This is a genomic window from Corynebacterium kroppenstedtii DSM 44385, assembly GCF_000023145.1.
GTDB lineage: Bacteria > Actinomycetota > Actinomycetes > Mycobacteriales > Mycobacteriaceae > Corynebacterium > Corynebacterium kroppenstedtii.
Map to the genome: position 1 here is coordinate 711,118 of NC_012704.1, position 23,767 is coordinate 734,884.

19 protein-coding genes are annotated in these 23,767 nt (G+C 59.2%); 8 read left to right on the top strand and 11 right to left on the bottom strand.

All coding sequences use genetic code 11. The annotated features are described in order from the left end of the window. Positions 1–143: 143 nt before the first annotated feature. The 3 genes from CKROP_RS02960 to CKROP_RS02970 form a co-directional block, all read right to left on the bottom strand. Positions 144–398 (bottom strand): hypothetical protein, encoded by a 255-nt coding sequence (locus tag CKROP_RS02960; RefSeq protein WP_012731255.1) that lies wholly within the window; start codon positions 396–398, stop codon positions 144–146. 157 nt (positions 399–555) lie between these two features. Next, positions 556–2,328 carry a choline/carnitine O-acyltransferase gene (locus CKROP_RS02965; RefSeq protein ID WP_041628771.1) on the bottom strand — a complete coding sequence of 591 codons (1,773 nt, stop codon included), beginning with the start codon at positions 2,326–2,328 and terminating at the stop codon, positions 556–558. A 96-nt stretch (positions 2,329–2,424) separates the two neighbouring features. Beyond that, entirely contained in the window at positions 2,425–3,879 is a 1,455-nt protein-coding gene (locus CKROP_RS02970) for an MFS transporter (protein WP_012731257.1), read from the bottom strand. A 199-nt stretch (positions 3,880–4,078) separates the two neighbouring features. Between CKROP_RS02970 and CKROP_RS02975 the strand changes: the two genes are divergently transcribed. Continuing rightward, positions 4,079–4,906 carry a TetR/AcrR family transcriptional regulator gene (locus tag CKROP_RS02975; protein ID WP_012731258.1) on the top strand — a complete coding sequence of 276 codons (828 nt, stop codon included), beginning with the start codon at positions 4,079–4,081 and terminating at the stop codon, positions 4,904–4,906. A 33-nt stretch (positions 4,907–4,939) separates the two neighbouring features. Here CKROP_RS02975 and CKROP_RS02980 read toward each other — a convergent pair whose 3' ends face one another. Continuing rightward, positions 4,940–5,869 carry a patatin-like phospholipase family protein gene (locus CKROP_RS02980; protein WP_012731259.1) on the bottom strand — a complete coding sequence of 310 codons (930 nt, stop codon included), beginning with the start codon at positions 5,867–5,869 and terminating at the stop codon, positions 4,940–4,942. Between the two features lie 196 nt (positions 5,870–6,065). On the opposite strand from CKROP_RS02980, the gene CKROP_RS02985 reads away from it, so the two are divergent. Genes CKROP_RS02985 through CKROP_RS03000 form a run of 4 tightly spaced genes read left to right on the top strand, consistent with a single transcriptional unit; the run spans position 6,066 to position 9,790 of the window. Continuing rightward, positions 6,066–6,680 (top strand): ECF transporter S component, encoded by a 615-nt coding sequence (locus tag CKROP_RS02985; RefSeq protein ID WP_012731260.1) that lies wholly within the window; start codon positions 6,066–6,068, stop codon positions 6,678–6,680. Continuing rightward, the gene (locus CKROP_RS02990) at positions 6,680–8,293 is read left to right on the top strand and encodes an ABC transporter ATP-binding protein (protein WP_012731261.1); all 1,614 of its coding nucleotides are present in this window, start codon (positions 6,680–6,682) and stop codon (positions 8,291–8,293) included. Before CKROP_RS02985 ends, CKROP_RS02990 begins: the two co-directional genes overlap by 1 nt. After that, positions 8,290–9,057, top strand: coding sequence for an energy-coupling factor transporter transmembrane component T family protein (locus tag CKROP_RS02995; protein ID WP_012731262.1), 768 nt, complete (start codon positions 8,290–8,292; stop codon positions 9,055–9,057). The genes CKROP_RS02990 and CKROP_RS02995 overlap by 4 nt, the downstream gene beginning before the upstream one ends. A 13-nt stretch (positions 9,058–9,070) precedes the next feature. After that, entirely contained in the window at positions 9,071–9,790 is a 720-nt protein-coding gene (locus tag CKROP_RS03000) for a hypothetical protein (protein WP_012731263.1), read from the top strand. A gap of 62 nt (positions 9,791–9,852) precedes the next feature. On the opposite strand, the gene CKROP_RS03005 is transcribed toward CKROP_RS03000, so the two are convergent. After that, the gene (locus CKROP_RS03005) at positions 9,853–10,605 is read right to left on the bottom strand and encodes a DUF4232 domain-containing protein (RefSeq protein WP_012731264.1); all 753 of its coding nucleotides are present in this window, start codon (positions 10,603–10,605) and stop codon (positions 9,853–9,855) included. A 193-nt stretch (positions 10,606–10,798) separates the two neighbouring features. Here CKROP_RS03005 and CKROP_RS03010 point away from each other — a divergent pair, with 193 nt between their 5' ends. Beyond that, a complete protein-coding gene (locus CKROP_RS03010; protein WP_012731265.1) occupies positions 10,799–11,968 on the top strand; it encodes an acyl-CoA dehydrogenase in 1,170 nt (389 codons plus the stop codon). Between the two features lie 3 nt (positions 11,969–11,971). On the opposite strand, the gene CKROP_RS03015 is transcribed toward CKROP_RS03010, so the two are convergent. Beyond that, positions 11,972–12,286, bottom strand: a complete 315-nt coding sequence (locus CKROP_RS03015; RefSeq protein WP_012731266.1) for a DMT family transporter — start codon at positions 12,284–12,286, stop codon at positions 11,972–11,974. Between the two features lie 44 nt (positions 12,287–12,330). Between CKROP_RS03015 and CKROP_RS03020 the strand changes: the two genes are divergently transcribed. Beyond that, entirely contained in the window at positions 12,331–14,103 is a 1,773-nt protein-coding gene (locus CKROP_RS03020; protein ID WP_012731267.1) for a formate--tetrahydrofolate ligase, read from the top strand. Between the two features lie 71 nt (positions 14,104–14,174). Here the strand turns inward: CKROP_RS03020 and CKROP_RS03025 are convergent, their stop codons facing one another. Next, positions 14,175–14,954, bottom strand: coding sequence for an HAD hydrolase-like protein (locus tag CKROP_RS03025; protein ID WP_012731268.1), 780 nt, complete (start codon positions 14,952–14,954; stop codon positions 14,175–14,177). An 83-nt stretch (positions 14,955–15,037) separates the two neighbouring features. On the opposite strand from CKROP_RS03025, the gene CKROP_RS03030 reads away from it, so the two are divergent. After that, positions 15,038–16,252 carry a TIGR03364 family FAD-dependent oxidoreductase gene (locus tag CKROP_RS03030; RefSeq protein ID WP_012731269.1) on the top strand — a complete coding sequence of 405 codons (1,215 nt, stop codon included), beginning with the start codon at positions 15,038–15,040 and terminating at the stop codon, positions 16,250–16,252. 94 nt (positions 16,253–16,346) lie between these two features. On the opposite strand, the gene CKROP_RS03035 is transcribed toward CKROP_RS03030, so the two are convergent. Genes CKROP_RS03035 through bchH form a run of 4 tightly spaced genes read right to left on the bottom strand, consistent with a single transcriptional unit; the run spans position 16,347 to position 23,678 of the window. Then, positions 16,347–16,955 (bottom strand): DUF402 domain-containing protein, encoded by a 609-nt coding sequence (locus tag CKROP_RS03035; protein WP_041628773.1) that lies wholly within the window; start codon positions 16,953–16,955, stop codon positions 16,347–16,349. Then, positions 16,906–18,903, bottom strand: coding sequence for a VWA domain-containing protein (locus tag CKROP_RS03040; protein WP_012731271.1), 1,998 nt, complete (start codon positions 18,901–18,903; stop codon positions 16,906–16,908). The genes CKROP_RS03035 and CKROP_RS03040 overlap by 50 nt, the downstream gene beginning before the upstream one ends. A gap of 48 nt (positions 18,904–18,951) precedes the next feature. Next, positions 18,952–19,887, bottom strand: a complete 936-nt coding sequence (locus CKROP_RS03045) for a magnesium chelatase ATPase subunit I (protein ID WP_012731272.1) — start codon at positions 19,885–19,887, stop codon at positions 18,952–18,954. A 20-nt stretch (positions 19,888–19,907) separates the two neighbouring features. Further along, positions 19,908–23,678: a magnesium chelatase subunit H gene (gene bchH, locus CKROP_RS03050; protein ID WP_012731273.1), complete on the bottom strand. Its 3,771-nt coding sequence runs from the start codon at positions 23,676–23,678 to the stop codon at positions 19,908–19,910. Between the last annotated feature and the right edge of the window lie 89 nt (positions 23,679–23,767).

Here is a 23,767-nt window from a genome sequence, read left to right on the forward strand (position 1 = left end):
GAGTGGTGAACGAGGGCTGAACCGCAGCGTCGAAAAGCGGACAGCGTCGGGATATGTTCAGCGTCGAAACACAGCTAGCAGTTCGTCATCGGATCCGAGCGGAGTGGTGTGCCACTGGATCCTGAAGGAAAGCTATGCCAATCTCACGCCATGGGGTTATAGAGTTTCGTATGAGTGACTAACACTTCGCGATCACCGGTGGGCTGTTGGAGTTCTTTATTCAGCTCCGCCATGACTGCTTCGCGTGCTCCGTCGTAGTTATCAAAAAAGCCGAGTACGTCACTATCTGATTTCTTTTCACCGTTATTCTTAACGACCACATAGGTGGCGGCGTCTGGAGCAGAAACCTGATGCTTAATGTGGGTAAAAGGATCTCTATAGATGAATGACGTTGACACGAATAAGTCTCCTGAGTTCTAAGTCCAGATTGTTAGGGCAATCGCCGGAAACAAGTTTAGTAGTTAGTTCACCAAAAGTGGGCGCGTATACCCCTCTATTTAGTGTTATGACCAATTATTGATACGGGACCGTTACAGTCCCGGTGTTCTAGCACCCTTATTCATGGAGCGACGTGACAAAAGACCACAACAGATCCGATGCCTGTGGAAGCGCGCGAAGGAAATCATCAGGCTGATCAGCGCGTGAAGGATGCCATGTCACGCAATACTCGAAGGACTCGGGCTGGGGTGTATAGCTGATCCCAAAACCCTCCGGCACACTGGGAACAAAGGCATAGCGCACGAAATAATCGGCCCCACCAATCGACGTGGTGGAAAGGAAATCATATGTCGTTGCAGCAACACCCGGGTCGGTTAGAAACCCTGTCCCGGTGAGCTCTTTGCCTGCTTCTTCCATAGCGGCGGCCGTAAACCGGAGACCCAAAAGGTGGCGATCGACGCCGGCCCCACGCTTGCACGCCTTGACCCACGCTCGATGGGCGCCGAGGACATCGTCAAGATCCTGGCGCGTTGCCTCTCCACCAAGCAAAAGCGACGCGAATTCCACAGCTTGTGGAGTGACCGCGCGCAAACACTCAGTACGCCCGGCGCGGTATTCACGCATGTCAACGGCTTCGTACACTCCTCGCGCCCGGCCGTAGGTCTTGAGTTGCGCGATCGTCAAAATGAGTTGTTGCGCGGCGTCGGCACTAATTCGGAAGGGAAGCTGATCGGCAGGTGGGTGGGGGACTGTCACGATATGCGTGGCTATGTCGGTGAGATCCTGGGACACGCCTTCCGCAGCTTCTTTAAGAGTAGAGATGTCCTCACCCGACCATTTCCAGGTCAACTCTTCCGGTGGCGCGACCGGTTCCGGGGAAGCAGACACGGACGCGGGAACAGTGACATCATGCATCCGCCGTACCGCTGTGACCAGCGTCGCGCCGTCCACAGTGGAATGTTCCACGTTTAGGCTCAACCAGGAGTCGGCCAGGCTTATCTCATAGCTGATCGGTTTGTATGCCCAACTGTGTCCCGGCTCGAATGCGGAGCGGCGGAGATGGTCTGCGTCGTCACGTGCCTCGTCGGTCAGGGTCACGGTGAAGAGGAAATTCGTCAGGCGTCGGTAGGTGTGTTGGTTGTGGGGTTGCTTGAGTGCTTGCTCCAGGATCGGGGCAAGAGTCTCGCTACCGACGGCTGACGGTACGGCAAAACCGAGGTCAACAGCGGTTTGCTCACGTAATGCAGGTTTGTCTGCGTCGGGGTGAATAATTGCGGTGATCGACTCTGCGAGGGAGTCGATATCACGGAGCGCTCCGTCATGATTGGTTACGGGCACGGCGAAGAGTCGCCCTGCCCAGAACACGCCTATTTCTCGATCGCGGTCACCCAATTCGGAGCGATGAATTGTGTCGAAGTCGGGCTGTGGGTGGCGTATTCCGCCATCAAAACACTGCCATTGGTCCATCGTGGTGGGGTTTCCGCGGGCATCGGTTTCCTGAGGAGTGGTGCCTCGGGCTTGGTCGAGGTGAATGGTTGCGGCGCGGTAGATGAACTCCGCTGCCCGGCCGACGCCCGGGGTAGAGGGCAAAAATCCCGAGTTGATCTGGAACGACACATTCGTACTGTGAAGCAATGAGGTGCGCGTGGAGAGGTAGCTGCGCAACCATTCCGCTGAAAACCAACTCCGGCCCGCCTCTCGCTCTGTGGCCGCGAATTTTTCAAGTTTGGCTTGGACTTCTGGCCCCGAATGCTGCAAGAAAGCTGAACCCGCGGTGCGCGTGGTGTCCACGACGTCCGCGGGTGCGACGGCACGAGCAGCGGACACGAGCGCTGCGACAGTCTGTTCAAGTGAAGGCAGGGGAAGGGTTTTCGGTTCCGGTGCGGTCATGTATTTATCTTCTCTACCCAGGGAGCCGACGGACAACCCCCGCCGGCTGTTTTCCACCCCCTTGCTGCACCCGATCGCCACTTTCCCTATAGCCGGCTACAGCCCTTCGGTGTCATGTGAATTGCTGAGCGTCCGTAGTCCGATAGCTGCGGTAACCGTGAGCAACCCAGCAATAATCGTGAAGGCGATGCGCTGCGAGTGAACGAATGTGTCAACGACGGCGTCGCTCCATGCACCATGCGGAAGGTCCACACCAACCACGATCGCCATGACAGTACCGATAACCGCAACACCGATCGAGTTGCCGAGCTCCTGCGCGGTGTCGTTCAGTGCCGCGCCGATCGAGGTGTGCTCTTCGGGCAGCGAACCAATCAATCCCACAGCAGCCGTGGTCATCACGGTCCGCATACCGATGGTCATGAGCAGCATTCCGGTCGCGCACCAGGCGTAGTTCGTGCCGACGCCGACCCACCACACAACCAGGCTGACCAGGACGAATGCGGTACCAACGGCACAGGTAAAACGCTGTCCATACTTTTCAACCATCTTGTCGACGACGGGCCCAGCGGCCAGCATGCCAATGACGAACGGCAGGTTTGCTACGCCCGCAACCCACGGCCGCCATCCCCAGGCGTATTGGTACAGTTCGGCCGACGCGAACATGACCGCCGCCATGGCCAGCTGAGTTGCGACCTGCAGGATAGCCGAGCCGGTCAGGGTAGGGATCCGGAAGAATGACAGGTCCAGCATCGGGTCTTTAGCTGTGTGTTCCCGCCAGATGAAGGCGACGAGCGCGAGAACGGATCCGCCAAGGGACATTAGGGTTCGCGGAGCACCCCACCCGAGTTCTGCACCGTTCGTCAACGCATAGAGCAACAGGCTGACGGCTAACCCGGAGAAGATGGCGCCGGCGAAGTCGATCGGGCCACTCTTTTTCGCTTGTGTGTCGTCGTGGGCTAGTCCAAAGTAGACGCCTAACCAGGCGATTAACGCTGTCGGAGCATTGAGCATCAGCAGCCAATGCCAGTCCCAGTTTTCGACGGCCAAACCTGACAGCACGGGTCCGATAGCGAAGCCCGCCATCGATACGGTGATGATCACGCCGATGGCTTTTCCGCGCAGGGCGTCGTCATCAAACAATCTAAAAACTAGAGACATGGTCAGTGGCGCAATGCCGGCGGCGAAGGCACCCGATAATGCACGGATGGCGATGAGCTGGCCTGTGGTGTGGCAGAACATCACACATAATCCCGCGAGACCGAAGAGGGCCAGGCCCCACAATAAAGTTCGACGACGGCCGAGTCTGTCTCCCAGGGTGCCGCCGACCATGAGGAACGCGCCGAAGGTGAGTGAATAGGCGCTGACGATCCATTGCAGACCGGTGGAGGTGGAGCCGAGGTCGCGGCCGATGACGGGGAGGGCGATGTTCAGGATTGAGTTGTCGAGCATTTCGACGAGCATCGTGAGGCAGAGGCCGAGGAGAGCCGGCCACGCTTCGAGTAGCGATTGAGCTTTTCTGTCCTCGCGAGGAGGAGCCGTGATGGTTGTCATGAGTGCCCTTTGTTCGTGGTTGTGACTTCGTGTTCATGGAACAGATTCGTGAAAAGACTGATCGAGTACCGCATTCGGAGGGGCGAGCGCTATCGGTAGCGATCCTTATCGAATGACGTTCGGTTACTCGAATTGTGTTCGAATATAGAACGACGTTCGTTTGGTGTCAAGGGGAGAGGCCGGCTGATACGATCGAGACATGCCCAGCAGCGAAAAGACAACCGATCGGAAGCGTTCACCAGGTAAAAAGCTGCCTCCCTCGGTGCAACGACCATCGGCACGCCGATCGGCCCGCCGCGCGGTGCTGTCAGAGGAATCCATCATTCGCGTGGCAATTGCGCTTCTGGACCGTGATGGCGCGGACAAACTGACCTTGCGCAAGATTGCGTCCGAACTCGACGCCGGTGTGGCGAGTTTGTACTGGTACGCCAGCGGAAAAGATCAACTTCTCGCCATGGTGTCGGATGAACTCATCCGCAGAGCGATCGCAAAGAGTGAAGAACTTGAGCAGCACGGACTACTGGCGCCAGACGCTTTCTCTGAAGTGTCCTTTGCTGAACCTCATCCCTCGACGAGTGACGTAGCGGCTGAGGCCTTGGCTCAGATTCGACGCTTATTATTGTGCCTTTTTGAACAAATGATTGAGCACCGTTGGCTCGCCCTTCAATTAATGAATAATGGCCCCGACCAGTGGTATGCGCTCCGGTTTTGGGAACTGATTGGCCGACAAATTCAACGGCTTGGTTTACATAAACGCGAAGAATTATTCGCCACCAACGCCGTCGTCAATTATGCATCGGGAATTGGTGCGGAAGCATCGAGCCACACAGGGCATAAAAACTTGGATCCAGCTGAAGCTGAAGAAGATATGCATGCTCAAATTAACGAGTGGGAACAATTAGACCCAGTGGAGTTTCCGTTTGTTCACGATATTGTGGAGGAATTTACCGAGCATGATGATATTGCCGAATATTCCTACGGCTTAGAGTTGCTCCTCGGCGGACTGGAAAGGCAAACCTGGAAATAAGCCTTGGCCCGTGGGAGTGAACCGGTTTGCGGCCTACCCGCGTAAGAATTCCTCCCACCGTGGCCATTCGCGTACTACCTGGTCAACGCCCATTTCATAGGACTTCTGCAATTTCTCCACGTTCCGCTCTTTGTTGTGGACAGGCATCTGGTCGGGATAGAACACCATTGCCCGTCCTTCTTTTTCCCATTGCGCTATTTTTTCTTTGGAGCGGTTGTAATGTTCTGCGCGCTGAAGAATAGCTTCTGCAACAGCAGGTTGTTTGCGGAAGTAACTCCGAATCAGACGGGCCTGTGACATGGGTTCCCGTCGAAAAGACTTCGGACGAGTAAGGATGAAGAGGAATTTAGAATAACCGTCCTCGATGGCAGCATCATAGGCAAATCCGCCCGTCGGTCCCATTGCGCCGTCGTAATAGTCATGCCCGTCAACATGGGTCACCGGCATAAAGAACGGAATTGTTGAGGATGCGCGGGTGTAGGCAGATAACTGTTCCAGCGTCTGAACGTCGTCGCGTCGCCACCATGTCATATCCCCGGTATCGGCACGTAGTGCGCCGATAGCGAATTCGGGAGAACTTTTCATAAAGGCGTCGAAATCCATCTCGGCTATTTCGCCAGGCATAACGGATTCGGTGTAGATAAATTCAGTATTGAAATATCCTTTGCCTTTAGCGAAAGTTTTCCATCCTCCGAATCGTGGGTCCTCAACAAAATCCACAAAAGATGCTTTAGCTCTCGTCCGATTCTTAATGAGGAAATTGACAACATGCGTTGTTCCTGCTGATATTCCGCCGACCCACCCCGGGTTAACCTTGTGGTCAATGAGCGCCTGAACTGCACCAACGGTGTAACTATTCCGCATTCCGCCACCTTCGAAAACAATGGCAACATCTGGGCAGTCCAGGGGAGAATCGGACGTTCCCCACGGGGTGGTCGAGGGATCTTCAGCAGATGACGTCATAAACTCAGCATAACCTGAGTGTTATCCTCAGATCAGTACTTCGCGGGAGCCCAGCATAGAGGGCTGAGAAAACACTTTTCCTTCACCGCGCGGATATCGTCGTCGTGCCGATATCGCGAACGGATATCACGTGCCGGGGAAGAATGTTGACCGTATGAACCTGATCCGGGTTATACCGGCGATAGGGAGTAAAGCTGTGAGGAAAGATAAAAATACTGGTAACGCGCGTCCTGCCCGACGGTGGAGGGTCGTCGACATCATTACGGCCGCCGTGTTGGGCGTGGCGACGGGCTTAATTTTCTGGGTCTGGAACGGCCTGGGTGGCGCATGGTACAGCGCTATCGAGTCGCTTTTGCCCGGTTTTGGTGGCCTCGTGACCGGGGTTTGGTTGCTCGGCGGCGTGTTGGGTGGCCTGATCATACGCAAGCCGGGTGCCGCGATCATGGTGGAAGTCATCGCCGCCATCATCTCTGCGGTACTGGGCAACCAGTGGGGGATCACCACGGTGTATTCCGGTTTGGCTCAGGGGATCGGCGCCGAACTCGTCTTCATGGCGTTCATGTACGCCCGCTACACCTTGACCGTCGCCATGCTGTCCGGGGTGGGCGCGTCGGTCATCGAGTGGTGCTACGAATGGGCGTCGGGAAACTATGCCCGGTCAGTCCAATACAACCTGATCTACCTTGTCTCCCTGTCCGTGTCGGGTGCCATTCTTGCCGGTGCTCTGGGCTTCTTCCTGGTCCGGGCGCTCGCTCGTGCGGGTGCGTTGGACCGGTTCGCTGCTGGGCGGGAAAGCACTGAGCTGGTCTAGTGGCGCACGTACACGACGACGTTCGGACGCCCGCGCGGGTAGTGGCCGAGAGCTTCGGTTGGCGGCACGCGGGGCGTCGGCAACCGGCATTAGCCGATGTGAATTTTCGCATCGAGCCAGGCGAGAAAGTCCTGCTCCTCGGCACATCAGGCTCGGGGAAGTCGACGCTGATGGCGGGGATGGCCGGGGTCCTCGGCGACTCGGATGACGGCGATTACGCCGGTCGATTGCTCATAAACGGGGTGGATGCTCGCAGTGTCCGCGGGCAGGTCGGCCTGGTGCTGCAGGACCCCGATTCGCAGGTCATTTCCTCGCGGGTTGGCGACGATATTGCCTTCGGCTGCGAGAACTTGGGTTTCCCGCGTGCGGAAATCTGGGAGCGTGTCCGGTGGGCTCGTGACCTCGTCGGGCTCACTGTTCCCCTTGAGCACCCCACCGAGCAGCTCTCCGGCGGGCAGAAGCAGCGCTTGGCTCTCGCTGGTGTCCTGGCCATGGGTGCCGGCTTGATCCTCTTGGATGAGCCCACCGCGAATATCGACCCTGAGGGCGTGGCCGATGTCCGCAAAGCCGTGATCGCCGCCGCCGAGAGCACCGGCGCAACAGTCGTCATCGTCGAGCACCGCGTCGACGTCTGGCGCGATGTTGTTGACCGGATCATGGTGGTGGGGGATTCCGCGATTCGTGCCGACGGTCCCACCGACGAGGTTATTCGCATGATGGGGGAGCAGCTCGCGCATGATGGAGTGTGGATTCCCGACGTTCCTCTGCCGCTTGCTAATTCGTGGCGACGAAAGCGTCAGGACCACGCTGGGTCTGACCAGCAGCGCGCTGTGTCTGACCAGCACCGCGCTGTGTCGGGTGAAGCAGGCGAGGGCCGTGGGGCGTCATCGACGAACACGCTGCTCCGGACGCATGACCTGGCCGTCGGCTGGGATGGTCGCGCGGTAAACACCGGCATCTCGCTTGACGTGACTCCCGAGCCGACGGTCATCACCGGGCCCAACGGTGCCGGTAAAACAACTGTTGCCTTGACGCTCGCCGGGCTGTTGGCGCCGGTGGAGGGCGACATCGATGCATCAGCACTCATCGCCAGGGAAACGGCCGGCAAGGCCGCGTCGGTAGCAATCCATAGAAAGCGTGACGCCAGTAAAAACCCGATGGAGTGGTCGTCGAGGGCCTTAGCGCAGCGCATCGGGACCGTGTTCCAGGACCCTGAGCACCAATTTGTGGCGCGCACCGTCCGCGACGAATTGCTCGTCGGCCCCCGGGTGTGTGGGATTGATCCTGATGTTGGTGAGCGCCGTGCCGATGAACTTCTCCGACGCCTACATCTAGAAAACCTAGCCAAGGCGAATCCGTTTACCTTGTCGGGTGGCCAGAAACGTCGGCTCTCTGTGGCGACGGTGTTGTCCACCCATCCCGACGTGGTGATTGCGGATGAACCGACGTTTGGCCAGGATAGGACCACGTTTATCCAGCTCATTGAGTTGCTGCGCGAGATGAGTGACGACGGTGTGGGGGTGCTCGCCATCACGCATGATCCGCTGGTAGTGGATCTGCTGGGTGTGCGCCACGTCCGGTTGGCCTCGGGAGGAATGGAGGTTCAGCGATGACCCGCACCACGCCCCGAGGTGTGAACTTCAACCCGACGGCTCGCATTGCCGCGATGGCTCTTATTGCAACGCCACTTCTCATTTCGGTCGATATCGTGTCAGCCGGTGTGGCGTTGGTGTGCGAACTGCTGGTCGCCCCGTTCCTGGGGATGGGGTGGGGCCGGATTATTCATCGCGGGTGGCCGGTTTTTTTGCTCGCGCCGCTCACGGGTGTGTCGATGCTGCTCTATGGTCGGCCTGAGGGTAAAGAATATCTATCCTTCGCATTCGCCCACATCACGGACAATTCGGTGTCCCTAGCTCTAGCGATCATGGTGAGGGTCCTGGCCATCGCCCTGCCCGCAGTCATCCTGTCCGCTGATACCGACCCCACCGACCTTGGCGACGGTCTAGCGCAAATCTGGCATTTGCCCGAGCGATTCGTCATTGGATCCGTGGCCGGTGTGCGCTTGGTGAGTTTGTTCGAGCGTGATTATTCGGCGATGCACCGTGCTCGTCGTGCCCGTGGCCTGGCGGACTCGGGCCGAATTCGTCGTACGCTCACTATTTTCTTCGCCTTGTTAGTTCTTGCGCTTCGTCGCGGCGGGAAGTTGGCGACGGCCATGGAAGCCCGCGGGTTCGGCTCGGACCGGCCCCGGACCTGGGCTCGAGAATCACGCCTAGGGTGGCCGGACTGGGTATTGATGGTCGGTGCGCTCGTCGTCGCGCTGATGGCCCTGGTGACAGCGTGGATGACCGGATACTTGCGCTTCTTGGGGGCATGATGCGGAGGCGGCGATGACAAGCGACATCACCAGGTTGTTTCGCGAATCGGGAGCGACGTCTTCGCGGTTAGCCTCCGCTGTTGGAATCAGAGTGGCCAGTACCGACGAGGGGCCGGCCGTATTACGTCGGTTAGTCAATCAAGGAACGATTCCCGATTGTTTTTCCGCGGGGCCGGGGAGCACCGTGCTCATCGACGGATTGTCGGGGTCGGGCAAAACAACGCTCGCGAAATACCTGGCAGAGATGACCGGGGCCCGGGTGATCCACTGTGACGAGTTTTATCCCGGATGGTCTGGGCTCATGGAGGCCTCCCGGATCGTGGCGGATTCCGTTTTGGCACTTGCCGACGCTGGTTATCGCCGGTGGGATTGGACGGCCAACGAGCCCGGGGACTGGGTAGCTGTGGATCCGGCCGAGCCGCTCATCGTTGAGGGCGTCGGCGCGGTAACGCCCGCTTCGATGGACGCTGCCCGTCGGAGATTGTTAGACCAGCGACGGTTGCGAAGTGGTCAGCGGCCGCGTCGAAGTGGTCAGCTCCCGAAACCCCAGGAAGATGCGGACATCGTGGCTATTGAGGTGCGCGCTGATGCACACCGTCGACAGCAGCGGGCACTACACCGCGACCCAGGATTTAAAGAGTTTTGGGCTATGTGGGCTGAGCAGGAAGCCGACTATGAAGCCTCGCGCGGGAAGCCAACCGTCGCTATATGGAATGACCTCACCGCTGGATAAGACTTAGCCGTCCCCACTGGCCGCGTTTACTGGCCTAGCTCCCCGGCAGCTCCGGCAAATTCCTATTTCTTGGTGATCGGCCCAACATGCATGTCCACGGTATCGCCCGAACATGCGTCGGTGGGGTAATCAACAAAGAGAGCAGCCTTCTCGTCAGGCGGATATATCCGCAGGCCACGAGCCTGTTGGGGCTTACACGACTTCGGGGAGTAATTCCCCGCCTGCGCTTTCTTGACCGTCACAGTGGCAGCCTCCCCAGGGGCAACGGTGACCAGAGACGCCGTGGCATTGCGGTCCTTATCAGCCGGCTTACCAATCTGGTGCCCATCGTTCCCGCCGACGGCACTGACACCGGGATATCCATAAAACGTGCAAGAATGATCGGACTGGTTAGTCAGCGTGATCGTGAGATAACTGGACCCGGCCGCTCCGCTCTCAGTCTTCAGGGACGCTGCGATATCCGCTGTGTGGCACCGATCGTCACGCCCCGTCGACGCAGCACCCGCCGCATTGTGCGCTGCCGCGTCGTTAGGTTCTGAACCATTCTTCGTCGACGGCCCTACTGTCGACGAACCAGACAGCGACGGCGACGGCGCGGCGGATGATTCTGACGGGATGCCCTGTGCCTGTGAACTCACGGAAGGAACCGTCGACTCTGATCCCGTGTTGGTGGAGGACGTACCGCTCCCACATGCTGCGAGGACACACGCGCTCACCGTAAGTGCAGCGAAGACGGCGCCGCGCCGGGCTAATACGCAGCGCCGGGCCGATCCATGAGAGCGTGCGTGTCGCTGTGGCTTCGGTGAGTGGTTCATATGTCCGAGTGTAGCCGTCGGCAATGGTGAGGCTGGGTGGAGAAAACCGAATTAGCACCCAATTACGTGAACTATGTCTCATAGATCGCCGGAAACCTTTAAAATCACAGTCATTCGTTGTTAAAAAAGTGGCGTATCTGTGTCTGATCGCGGGCGTGCGTCTTACCGATTTCTATGTGTGAGAGGAACCGTCATGGCTCTGAACTCTGATTTTGATCTTTACCAGTTGCCGGAGGATTACCAAGGGGTGCGCGAAGCCATCCGGGAGATCGCGGAGAAAAGCATCGCCCCGCACGCCGCTGATGTCGACGAGAATGAGCGTTTTCCTCAGGAAGCCCTGGACGCGCTGGTAGAGACGGGTTTCAACGCTGTGCACATTCCAGAGGAGTACGGCGGAGCCGGCGGGGATTCGGTCATGGCGTGCATCGTCATTGAGGAAGTCGCGCGCGTGTGTGGTTCGTCCTCGTTGATCCCGGCCGTGAACAAGTTGGGGACGATGGGGCTCATTTTGAAGGGCTCAGAGGAGCTGAAACAGCAGGTGCTCCCGGATATCGCCGGCGGGAAGATGGCTTCGTACGCGTTGTCGGAACGAGGAGCAGGCTCCGACGCGGGATCGATGAAGACGCGTGCTCGCAAAGATGGCGACTCGTGGGTGCTCAATGGGTCGAAATGTTGGATCACTAACGGCGGCAAGTCCACCTGGTACACCGTGATGGCGGTCACCGACCCGGACAAAGGCGCTAACGGTATCTCCGCATTCATGGTCCACGCCGACGATGAAGGCTTCGTCGTCGGCCCCAAAGAGAAGAAGCTGGGGATCAAAGGGTCTCCGACGGCTGAGTTGTACTTCGAGGATTGCCGCATTCCCGCTGATCGCATTATTGGCGACGAGGGGACAGGCTTTAAGACTGCCCTAGAGACCCTGGATCACACGCGCCCGACGATTGGCGCGCAGGCTCTCGGCATCGCGCAGGGGGCGTTTGATCAAACTGTGAAGTACGTGAAAGAGCGCGAGCAGTTCGGCCGTCGGATTGCCGATTTCCAAAACACGCAATTCATGCTTGCTGACATGAAAATGAAGATCGACGCTGCTCGCCTCATGGTGTACACGGCAGCGTCGAATGCCGAGCGCGGTCACGCCGAGGGCGGCGAGCGCTTAGGTATGCTTGCCGCGGGGTCGAAAGCCTTCGCGTCAGACGTCGCTATGCAGGTGACGACGGACGCTGTGCAGTTGTTCGGTGGTTACGGATACACCCGCGATTTCCCGGTTGAACGCATGATGCGCGATGCCAAAATTACGCAGATCTACGAGGGAACGAACCAGATCTGCCGCATGGTCATGGGGCGACAGATCCTGAAATAGGTTCTAACCCGTCGCTTTAAGTCCTGCCACACCGCCGATGATCATGCATAGGAACATGATCTTGAGCAGGGAGACGGCCTCTTGCCCCGTGGCCATTCCCCATACGACGGTGCCGACGGCCCCAATGGATACCCACACGGCATAGGCCGTGCCGACGGGGACATCGCGCATTGCCAGCGACAGTCCCACCATGCTGAGTGCGGCGGCGATGACGAAAATGACGGAGGGCACGAGCCGGGAGAAGCCCTGTGACTCGTGGAGCGCTACGGCCCAGGTGGTCTCGAATAGGCCAGAGACAATCAGGATGATCCACGCCATGGTGTCCGTTACCTCTCTTTTTCTTCATCCGCACTCGGGTAGGCATGGCCGTAGGTATTCTGGGAACCGTGTCTGCACCTGAACAAAAACCCTCGAATCCGTCCTCGTCTGGTCATGAAAACAGCCAGCCTTCCGACGTGTCCATCGCTCAAGCTCATCACTTAGAACCTATTGCCGACGTCGCTCGGCGTACCGGCATCCCCGAAGAAGCTACGGTGCCCTATGGAACGACAAAGGCCAAGGTGACCGTCGGAAAGTTAGCACAGAGTGCAACGAAGGGGAAGGTTGTCCTGGTGACGGGCATGTCTCCGACGCCCGCGGGGGAGGGCAAATCAACTGTCCTCATCGGTCTGGTCGACGGGTTGGCGTCGGCCGGTGTGAAAGCGATGGCTGCTTTGCGGGAGCCGTCGTTGGGGCCAGTGCTGGGTATGAAAGGTGGCGCTGCGGGTGGGGGATACTCGCAGGTCGTCCCCATGGAGGACATCAACCTGCATTTCACGGGGGATCTGCACGCGATCACGTCGGCTAATAATGCGTTGGCCGCGCTGATCGATAATCACGTCCAGCAGGGGAACTCGCTGAATCTTGACCCACGAAAGATCGTGTGGCGACGGTGCCTGGACGTGAACGATCGTGTCCTGCGGAACATCATCACTGGGTTGGGTGGCAAAGGTGGCGGCGTGCCACGCGAAGCCGGGTTTGATATCACCGCGGCCAGCGAAGTGATGGCGGTTCTGTGCTTAGCGCGGGATCTCGCCGATTTGAGGGAGCGGCTTGGCCGTATGCTCATCGGCTATACGCGCGATAATGATCCGGTCTTCGTGCATGACTTGGGTGTGGAGGGGTCGCTTGTCGCGCTCTTGCGCGATGCGTTGTCGCCGAACCTTGTCCAGACATTAGGCGGAGCGCCGGCGTTGATCCACGGTGGGCCATTCGCGAATATTGCGCATGGTTGCAATAGCGTTATCGCGACCAACGCAGCACGTGAATTGGCTGATGTTGTGGTGACAGAGGCCGGTTTCGGCGCGGATTTGGGTGCGGAAAAATTCACGGATATTGCCTCGGTGGCCGGCGATTTTGCCGCAGACGTGGCCGTCATTGTGGTGACTGCGCGGTCGCTGAAATACAACGGCGGTGTGGCACGCGGCGGCCTCAACGAGGAGAACGTGGAGGCCGTGCGGTCCGGCTTGGCCAACGTGGAACGTCATTGTGCATCTTTACGGAGGTTAGGAATGCAGCCGATTGTGGCCGTCAATAAGTTCCTTACTGATACCGATGCGGAACTCGCGGTTATCAAGGAGTGGGCGGCCGACCACGGACTCCGCGTTGCAGTAGCGAATGTGTGGGGCGAAGGCGGTGCAGGGGCCGCTGACTTGGTGGCCCAGGTTCGTGAAGCGTTAGCGGACGAGCCGGTGCGGACCGGCACTGGCCAATCGGGTGCAGCGCGGACGCGTATTTATGACCCGCAGGACGGTGTCAAGGCAAGCATCGCAACCATTGCGCACGACATTTACGGCGCTGAGCAGGTGGAATATTCCCAGCAAGCCGGTAAAGACCTGGCTCAGCTGAAGCGCCACGGGTGGGACACGTTGCCGGTGTGTATTTCCAAGACCCCGTATTCGTTTTCTGACGATCCGTCAGCGCTCGGAGCGCCGAAGAATCACACCCTGCATGTTCAACGGCTGATCCCCAAGCTCGGCCCTGGATTCGTCGTGGCTCTCACCGGAACAGTTTTCACGATGCCGGGGCTGCCGAAACACCCGGCTGCGATGGAGATCGATGTCACCGACGACGGAACCATCACAGGGCTGTTTTAGACGCGTTTGGGCTGTTTGGGGGCGGGCTGTGCGGCGGAGTGAAGCGAGATTTTCGCGTTTAGCCGTTCGGTTTAGCCATTGAGTTCGGTCACGGCTTCGCCCGCAGCATTGAGAGCCGACAGCGATTCCGATGAGCCCAGGTCAGCCAGTGATTCCAGCACGATGGTGTGCGGCCGGGCCTCCAAAACATCACGTGATAATGACCCCGTGAGAACACCGACTCCGCGCACACCCGCGTTGGTGGCGGCGTCAAGATCAGCGGTGGTGTCGCCCGCAGAAATCACCTCAGCGACGTTCGTCACGCCGGTGAGTTCCATGGCGTGATGAATGAGGTACGGCGCGGGTCGCCCCGCCCGTACGGTGTCACTTGTTACCAGCGCGTCGACGGAAAATGGAGCGTTGTCCGCGTCGTCGATAAGTCGGGACGAAACGGTGGTTTCATCCGGGGCCATAGACAGAGCATGGGCACCCCACCCAGCCGCGGAGAGGACGATCTCGGCAATCGACCGCTGAAAGCCGGTGGTCAGCGCAACTTTTCCGCCCTTGCGCTGGAACTCGCGTAGAAGCTTTTCAACCCCCGGGATAGGCGTCGGAGGGTTGTTGGTGTATTCGGTCTGCAGCCCTTCGAGGAAATCGTTGTATGCAGTGTTGATGGTCTCTTCCGACGGGGTAAAACCGCCAGAGCTCAGCAGCGTGATAATCGCGCTGCGCTTCTCAGTGCCCTTGACCTGGTTAACTTGATCAGGCGTGACAGTGATGCCCTGTTTCTCCACGCTTTCGCGCAATTGGCGGTACACGACTCCGCCTTCGTCGATGGTGGTGCCAGCAATATCGCATACAAGGAGCGTCATGCCTGAACACTAACAGTTTTCGTGTTGTGGTTAAGAAAACTCGACAGATCTCAGTAATAGCGACCACCATAGAGGGTATGGATATGTTTAGGTCAGCCGAGGAAACACAGTCTCACGGGAACGGAGTGGGGAATAAAACCGATCTTATTATCGCGGGCGGAGGCATCGTAGGCCTAGCTACTGCGTGGCGCGCTCACCACCAGGGCCGACGAGTTCACGTTATTGATCGCGCTAGTCGCCCGGTTGGCGCATCTATCCAAAACTTCGGCCACGCGTGCTTTACTGCCCAAGCCGACGCTATTCAGGATGTCGCGGCAGACTCCCGTGATGGATGGAAAGCAGCCGCCGCTGAAACTGGCTTGTGGGCAGCGCAACCCGGCACAGTCGTACCCGCTGTGAGCGAGACCGAGATGACCGTGCTCCGCCAGTTCCACGACCACCGCGGTTCTGAGCAGGTCACCCTCTTGAGCGCGGATGACACGTGTGAACGGCTGGGCCTCACGGGCTCCGAAAACAGCGGCACTGGCGACATCATCGGTGGGGCACTTTTACCTCTTGATATGAGAGTCAACCCTCGGGAAGCCGCGCCGCGCCTGGCAGAATGGCTCGCCGCGAATGGCGTCGAATTTAGCTGGAACACGGCCGTTCACCACGTGGGGGACGGCCAGGTTGATACCTCCCGAGGCACGTTGTCCGCCGACGAAGTCGTTGTTTGCCCCGGGCACCATGTCGGGAATATTTTCCCCGATATTGCGGAGCGTAATGGGCTGAGAACCTGCATCCTGACCATGGCGTTGATTGACCGCCCCGACCATATTCCCGCAGACCTCGCGATGCTGACGGGGACGTCGCTCGCCCGCTATGACGGCGTTGCCGCGATGCCCGGTGTGCCGGATCTGCGTGAAGAATTATTAGACACAAAGCCCGAATTAGTGGGATGTATTGCCAACCTTATGGCTACTGCTTTGCCGGACGGCGCAATTCCTGGTCTCAACTCCAGTGGTAGCGGAATATTTATCGGCGATTCCCACGATTACGCGCAATCACCAGAACCATTTATTCAGCAGAGCATTGCAGATCTGCTTATGGACAATGCGTCTGCATATCTCGGCATCGAGCATCCCGTGGTGCGTCAGCGCTGGCAGGGCCGATACGCGGACAGCCCAGACACCAACCTTGTTCTCGAACGGCCGGATGATCGCACCACCGTGGCCGTCGTCGCTTCTGGAATTGGGATGACGCTGTCGTTCGGGATCGCAACCCTGATTACTGAACACCGCGATGCACCTGACTTCTAGCCGTTTTTAACCGTCAGTCTTAGTACAACGAGCCAGACAGTGGCTGCCGTTTGTTGTGGACACATTGCCCAAGCAATGTGTCCAATAGCGACGATTAAGGCGCAGGTGTCAATGAGATATCGTCGGGGTTTTCCCACGTCAAGGCGATATTGAATTTCTCTAACCAGGAGTCAATATCCCCGTAGGTTGTCAGCCCGTCGACGACGGTGGCCGTCACGGAGAGAGCATGCGCCAATTCGGCGGCAGTGATAAAGCCCTGCGTGTAGGCGTCTTCGAGCTCGTCTAAATCGAGGACTTCCATGGAATAGCGGCCGTCCGCGCCTGGGTCGCGGTTGTAGAGAACGATGTCCGCGTAGTAGTCGGTGGTCGTCCACCTCGGGCGCTCGCTATCACGCGCATTGTGTGCGATGTCGATATAAAACTCTTGCCTGCCGGTGAGTGGCTCGGTTGCTTTCGTCTCTGGCCGAAAGTGGAATTTGGTAATTCGGATATCCGGTTCGCGCAATAGCCAGGCTTCGATATATCCGAACCGTGGATGGTCGGCTCCTCTGGCCATGTAAAGACCGAATGATGTTTCGACATACTTATCGACGTTGCGCGTAAAGCCTTTAGGGTCAATATTTGTCTTACTGTCGATATCGAATGTTTCGTGTTTAGGCGCGTGGGTAGCTCCGTGATGGGGCTGATTCGTTGGGGATTGCATAGCCGTCCTGAGTTAATTCTGCTGGTTTGTTCATTGTGCCGGTTGAATTTCGACGATTGCGGTTGCGGGCCCGGCGTCGCCGTCGAGACCGGCCCCGCGAGGAAACAGGTATGCACGTCACTGATGACACCATGGCATCGAGTTCATACTTCGCCCGATCGGCGTCATCGGCCGGGTTGCCGTGTGAGTGGGGGAGGCCGACGTTGGCACGGCCGTCGGATAGTTCGATCACGCGGACTAATTCGGGCGGAAACCGTCGGGCGATACTGGCTGCTCGAAGCCTCGCCGAGGCAAGGGGAGTGCCACCACCGGTGGGCAGTGAGGTGAGGCACCGTCGGGCGCGTGACAGACTCCGGGTGACGGGTAGCCCGATTGCTGCTTCATGTCCTCGGGCGACGATGATGCAGACTTTGCTGCGGTCCCGATAGCTCGATTGCAGCACTTCCAGGGCGGTGGATTTCGCCGTGCGGATGGCGCCGCGGCCCATGGATCCGGATGCGTCAACAATGATGATAACCAGTTCGCCGCCGGCCGATCCGCGTTGGGCCGTACGGAGGTCGTCGCGGGTCAGGATAATCCGACGCTGATCGTCCTGGTGGCGATGCCGGAATCGCTGCCACGGCGCCGCTGCAGCAAGGGTAGGAAGAATCGCGAGATCGGTGTCATGCGTTCGTGCTGGCATGACTCGACGAACACGGCCGCGGTGCGAAATCCCACGAGGCCCATGACGCCCAGGCCACACCGTGGTTGACGTCCGTCCCCGTCGAGGGATGTGGGGGATGGCTAAGGGCTGGTCATCAGGCTTATCGACGGGGTCAGTGTTTCGGGCTTCCGCTCCCGTGGAGGCGTCGTCATTGTGGGGAGGATCGTTGCGCTCCTCGCGCGATGTGTCACCGGAGTCGCTCTCCGATGGCGATGAAACCTCGGGGGCCGTATCCGCGCCAGGCTCCTCATCGGAGGTGGTGTCGGCATCGTCCGGTCGTGCTGCGGCCGGATTCGCGTTCTTACTCAGCTTGTTATTCTCTTCTTCGCTGTTTCCGTCGTGGTTCTCGTCGCCGCCGTTCTCGTCGTTATCTCGTGGGTGATCGTCAAAGTCCGAGTCGTCGACGTCCTCGGGGAGTCGAGGCCGGATAAACATATCGACGATGGCTTCGTGTACGTGTTCCGTGGCGTGCCCGAGGGTCCGCGCTCCATGGGCCATATAAATGGCGTCGAGGAGTAATCCTGGCGTCGCCTGGCTCCCGAGGTGCGTCATGAGTGCTCTGGCCACCCATTGGCTGAGCTCATCATCACCATTGACAGGCTGAACGTTGTCCTTCCTGGTGTCAGAATTTTTAGTGCCGACGTCGGAGCCGTCGGCATCACCATGTTCGTCGGTAACACGAACCTCGTCGACTGTGGTCGTGCGGGAAGCGACAGCGGGCATGTCGCGCGACGCGAGTGTGGCAATCATGTCAGGGTCGGTGGCGTAGGGAGCCGAAAGGATCGGGCCGACATGATCGAGAATGACGGCGGGTACCTCATCGAGCGTCGAGGCCTGCCGTGAATCGGGCACGGCAGAAATGACATGGCATGACGAAAAGTGTTGAGCGACAGCTGCGGCGGTATCTACTTCAAGAAGATGAGCGTTGTGAATGATGACGAGCCCATCGCGCTGGGGTGCGTTGCGTTCGGGCACATCGTCCCCGAGTGCACTCCCGTCTCCGCGCGCGACGTCGGATCGGTCGTGATTAAACGACGTGCTCACCTGTGTGACGTCAGCGGGCGTCATGCTGGGGCTCACACGGATCACTGATCCATGCTTCGTGTCCGCCCAAAGTTCCCCCAGCACATCTAACGATTCGTTGATGCGAACGGAATCGCCTGTGAGCAACAGCCACGAAGGACGGGCCTGCACCCATACCTGTAGTGCATCAATGGCATGTGCTAAAGAGTCAGGATGTGCCATGGTGTCACTCTCGTTACTGGTCGGGCTCATTATTGGTCGGGAAAATAGTTATTCACATACCTGATGAATCGTGCGCGTTAACCGCGCATCAACATCACCCGGCGCTTCGAATGCCTCGGTCGGCACGCGGTGCCGGAGCGCCGCGAGAGCCACCGCGCCAACATCTTCCCTGGCCACAGTGTCGTTACCGTGGAGCGCAGCTCGCGCACGTGCGGCACGGGTAATAACCAGCTCGCCACGATGCCCCACGCATCCCGTTTCGGTACAGACCTCAACCGCAGTGAGCACGGCATCTTCACTGAGCTCAATATCACGGACGCGGTCACGCGCCTGCTCAATAGACGTGGCTAGCTCCTGCTCTTCCTCCTGGGCGTCATCAAGAAAAGCCTCAGGGTCAGCGTCGAAGGCAAGCCGCTCGCGAACAATAGTCATACGCTCAGTCGGGTCGGTAAGAGTGTCCACGCGCAAGGCCAGGCCGAATCGGTCCTGCAATTGTGGCCGTAAATCGCCCTCTTCAGGATTGCCCGACCCCACCAGCACAAATCGCGCCGGGTGCGTGTGACTAATGCCGTCGCGCTCCACAATGTTGACCCCGGACGCCGCGACATCGAGCAAGACATCCACCAAGTGGTCGTCGAGCAGATTAATTTCGTCGATATAGAGGAACCCATTGTTGGCGTCGGCCAATAATCCCGGGCGGAACCGCGCCTCGCCAGTGGTGAGTGCGGCGTCGATATCGAGCGATCCGATCAGGCGGTCTTCAGTCACGCCGAGGGGGACGTCGATAACCGGTGTGTGTCCGGACGAACCTTCACCATGTTGTGACAGCAATTGCCCTAATGCGCGGACCGTCGTCGTTTTCCCTGTTCCTCGGTCTCCGAAAGCGAGCACGCCGCCGATACCGGGATTGATGGCGCAGAGGATCAGTGCTTCTTTGAGCTCATCTTGTCCGTGGATGTGTGTAAACGGATAGACGCGGTTCATTCGGTTACCTACGATTCGCGTTAGTGCCGGGCGGAAGACATCGGAGTAACACCTTCGACGGTCGCATCCAGGCTATCTGAAATATCTTCCAACTGGTCAAGCACATCATCGTCCGCCTCCCACAGACCACGGTCCGCGGCCTCAAGCAGACGCTCCGTCATTGAGAGAACGGCCGCAGGATTGTGCTCGGCTAACCGATCGCGCATGTCATCGTCGGTAATAAATGTGGACGCAGTTCGGTCAAAAACCCAATTATCGACGACGCGGGCCGTAGCCTGCATACCGAACGTGTTCTCAAAACGGGACCGGATGTTCGCCACACCCTGATAACCGTGCCTGAGCTGTGCCTCATACCAGGCGGGATTGAGCAGACGCGTCCGCGACTCCAACCTCATCGCATCATCCAGAGACTCAACATTGGTCTCATGCTGCCACGCGTGAGAAACCTTCGCGGACGGGCGCGCACCCGAAACCGTCTCGACGACGCTGGACACCCCGCCCAGGAACTCGAAATAATGGTCGACGCCGGCCAATGAAATCTCCGTCGAATCCACATTCTGGAATGTGGCGGAAACGCGAGACAAACTGGACTCGAGGAGGGCCCGGTTCTCTTTGCCCTTAACGTGCTTGCCCCACGCGTGACCCATGCGATGCAGATACACCTCGGCCAAATCGGAATTGTCATCCCACTCCGACGACTGCACGAGCTTGTTGACGCCGGTCCCATAATTGCCCGGCGCGGTCGCATAAATGCGGTTCGCGGCCGAATCCAGGTCCAGGCCAAGCTCTTCCGCCTGTTGCATGGCGTGGGCGCGGACGGGGTTGTCCTCTGGTTCTTCGGGTAGCGACGCGATCGCGTGGATAGCGTCGTCAAGCAGTTCCATGGGGCCCGCAAGAAGGTCGCGACCGACGCCCGACATGGTGCAGACGACGTCGACGCGGGGGCGGCCCAGCTCATCGAGGGGAACGATCCGGAATCGGCTCACGCGTCCCCGTTCATCGGTGAGAGGCTCTGCCCCGATCAGGTGAAATGCTTGCGCGATGCCCTCGCCATTGGTTTTGACGTTGTCCATTCCCCAGATCACCATGGCGATAGATTCGGGGTAGTGGCCTTCTTCCTGCCGTAATTGTTCGACGAGTGCGTCGGCGGTGGCGGCGCCGCGCCGGGCCGCGGTGGGGGTGGGCATGGTGGCTGGGTCGGCGCCATGTGTGTTCCGGCCGGTGGGGAGCGATTCGGGGCGTGACGCGGGTTCTCCGCCGGGCGCGGGTGGGATGTACGCCCCGGATAGCGCAGCGAGGAGGCCATCGGTTTCCTTCGAGGACGTTAACTGGGAGTGGAGCCGACGGAGGTGTCGGAACCACGACGCTGGGGTTGCGTTTGCGGGCTCTGAGCCGTTTGCGGTCTTCGCGTCGCTTGTGGTCTTCGCGTCATTATCGAATGCGCCCGCCACGAGCGAAGTGAATCGCGCGAAATCATCATTGACGACAGCGTCGACGGCCTCCGTGATGTGTTCTTCGTCCAGGTGATCAGCAAGTGGATCGGACGTCGCCAACGGATAAGTGCAGGCGAGGCTCAGTATCCGCGCGGTTTTGTCCTGGCTGAGAGGTTCGCCGAGTGTGTGGAGACCTTCTGGAATAGGGGTACGGCGGATTCGCTCTGCGATAGCGGAAACGTGACTGACCCATTCGTGCCAGGGGTTATGCGAACCGTCGTCTTCGCCGTGTTCCACCTTTCCCGCATCGGCGCTGTTAGGCGGGGGACAGTCGGTCAGATCAGCTTCGGCGGCCAGCGTCACCAATTCAGAATAGGTGTCAGCATTCAGCTCCACCGAGCCATCCTTTGCCGACGTCAACAGCCGGAACGCTTCCTCGGCGGCAGCGGCCAGGGCACCATGGAGGCCAGCGTCGATAAGTTGAGGAGTGAGGTAGCTGACCAAACCGGCGAAGGATCGACGTTTCGCGATCGTGCCCTCAGCGGGGTTGCTCATCGCGTACAAATACGAGTGCGGGACGCTGCCGGTGAGGAGCAGCGGCCAGTCGTCCCTGGTCAGCCCGGTTGAACGCCCGGGCATGAATTCCAGAGCCCCATGGGTACCCCAGTGGAGCATGACGTCGTGGCTGAATTCGTGTTCGAGCCAGAGGTAATAGGCGGCGAAAGAATGCGAGGGGGAGGCCTCGGGCGCCATGAGGACGTTGAGGGGGTCGGCAACATCGCCAAAATCCGGTTGGACGCCGATGAACACATTGCCAAGGCGCACGCCGCGGACGAAGAGTTCGCGGCCGTCTGTGTCGATCATTCCCGGGGTTCGCGTCCATAGTCGGTCGATCCGGCTGACCTGCGACGACGTTAACGCCTCGTTGTACTCGGTGGCGGGCCATGTTGCTGCGACATGACACGTGCTGCGGTTACCCGCGTCGGAATCAAAAAGGCTATCGACGAGGGCCTCCGGAGTTTGGGGGATGTCGACGGTATAGCCCTCCGCGCGGAGGTGGTGGAGGAAGTTCCACAGCGAGCGGAATACATCCAGGTGCGCGGCGGTACCGATTGTCCCGTCGGCGTCGTGGCCAAAAATGGTGATGGAGAGTTTTCGTTGTTCCGCGGGCAGGCGGCGAAGTGCCACGGTTCTGATGGTGCGGTTCACCACGAGTGCGCACATGTAGGGGTCGGGGAGCATTCGCTCGACGGCGAGGCGTGGGTCTGCAGCGTGATCGGGGTCGTCGGTTTCAACGGCCGGGATGCCGCGCCCACCGATTACCCACGGCGCTAGCCCTGATTCGAATTCAGGAATAGCGATATTCATTGATACCTGCCCTGCTGTCAGGCCAGGCAGATCAGACGTTTGCCACCGGTCCAAGGCCATCCGCAAGAGGGGGACCGGGGTGATCATGGGAACGCCTGTCTCCGTGAGGAATTCGACGCCATTATCGACACGGGGATTCGCGTGCGTTCCCGCAAGCGTGAAACCGGTGAGGTTCATCCACGCGTCCACGGCCGGTGGAGGTTCGACGCCATCGGGCACGTCGGTGGGATCTCCTGCCCACACGATGGCTGTAGCGCCACTGGCCTCAACGAGTTTCGCGATATATGAGGCCGCGAGGGTGTCGTGGCTGGCAACCTGGAAAGGGCTGGCGGCAATCCCAATGCGTACGCCTTCAGGAGCGTGAACGATGTGGGGGCGGTCATCTCCATCGGCCGAAGTTTCCCCACCGGTCGGAGTTTCCCCATCGGCCGCCCTCACGGCATATCCGCAGGCCCGCAAGAGGTCATCGTCGTCAAGAGAAATGATGCCGTGCGGGCGAGACTGTGCGAGAGAACCGGGATCGGGAGCCCCGGCTAAGACTGTTTGGACCAGACGGATGGCGTGGCACATTCCACCGGGCGTGAGTTGCCGGAGCGCTTCCCGCAGACTCGCTGTGATTCCTGGCCGTGGTGAGGTTGCCCGGTCAACAATGGGGTCGGCACAAGGCACGGATGCGGAGACCACGAATGCACGCCCAGACTTGTGCGCTTCCTCGATGGCCGTATCAAGGGCCGCCCCCAGAGCGTCGATATCCTCCGGTGTCATCGGACCTTGCAGGAACACAGCATCGGCAGCAGCCAGTTCTGCATCAAGATCGTCCGCGGTTGCCAGCGTCCCGGCATCGAAAGGCCGGTGACGTAAATCAACAGCCCCAGCGCTCTCGTCGTCAGGGCTCGCGGTGTCTGCAGCAAACTTTTCGCGGAATTCGTCCCATGCGGAGTGCATAGTGAGCGCAATGGACCCACCGAATCCGAGAAAAAGAATGCGCATGACAGTGTCCTAACAAGAAGTTGGCGTGACAACGAACCGAGAACGAACCAAGGCTGTACCACCACACAGCATAGGAAAGATGAAAGGGA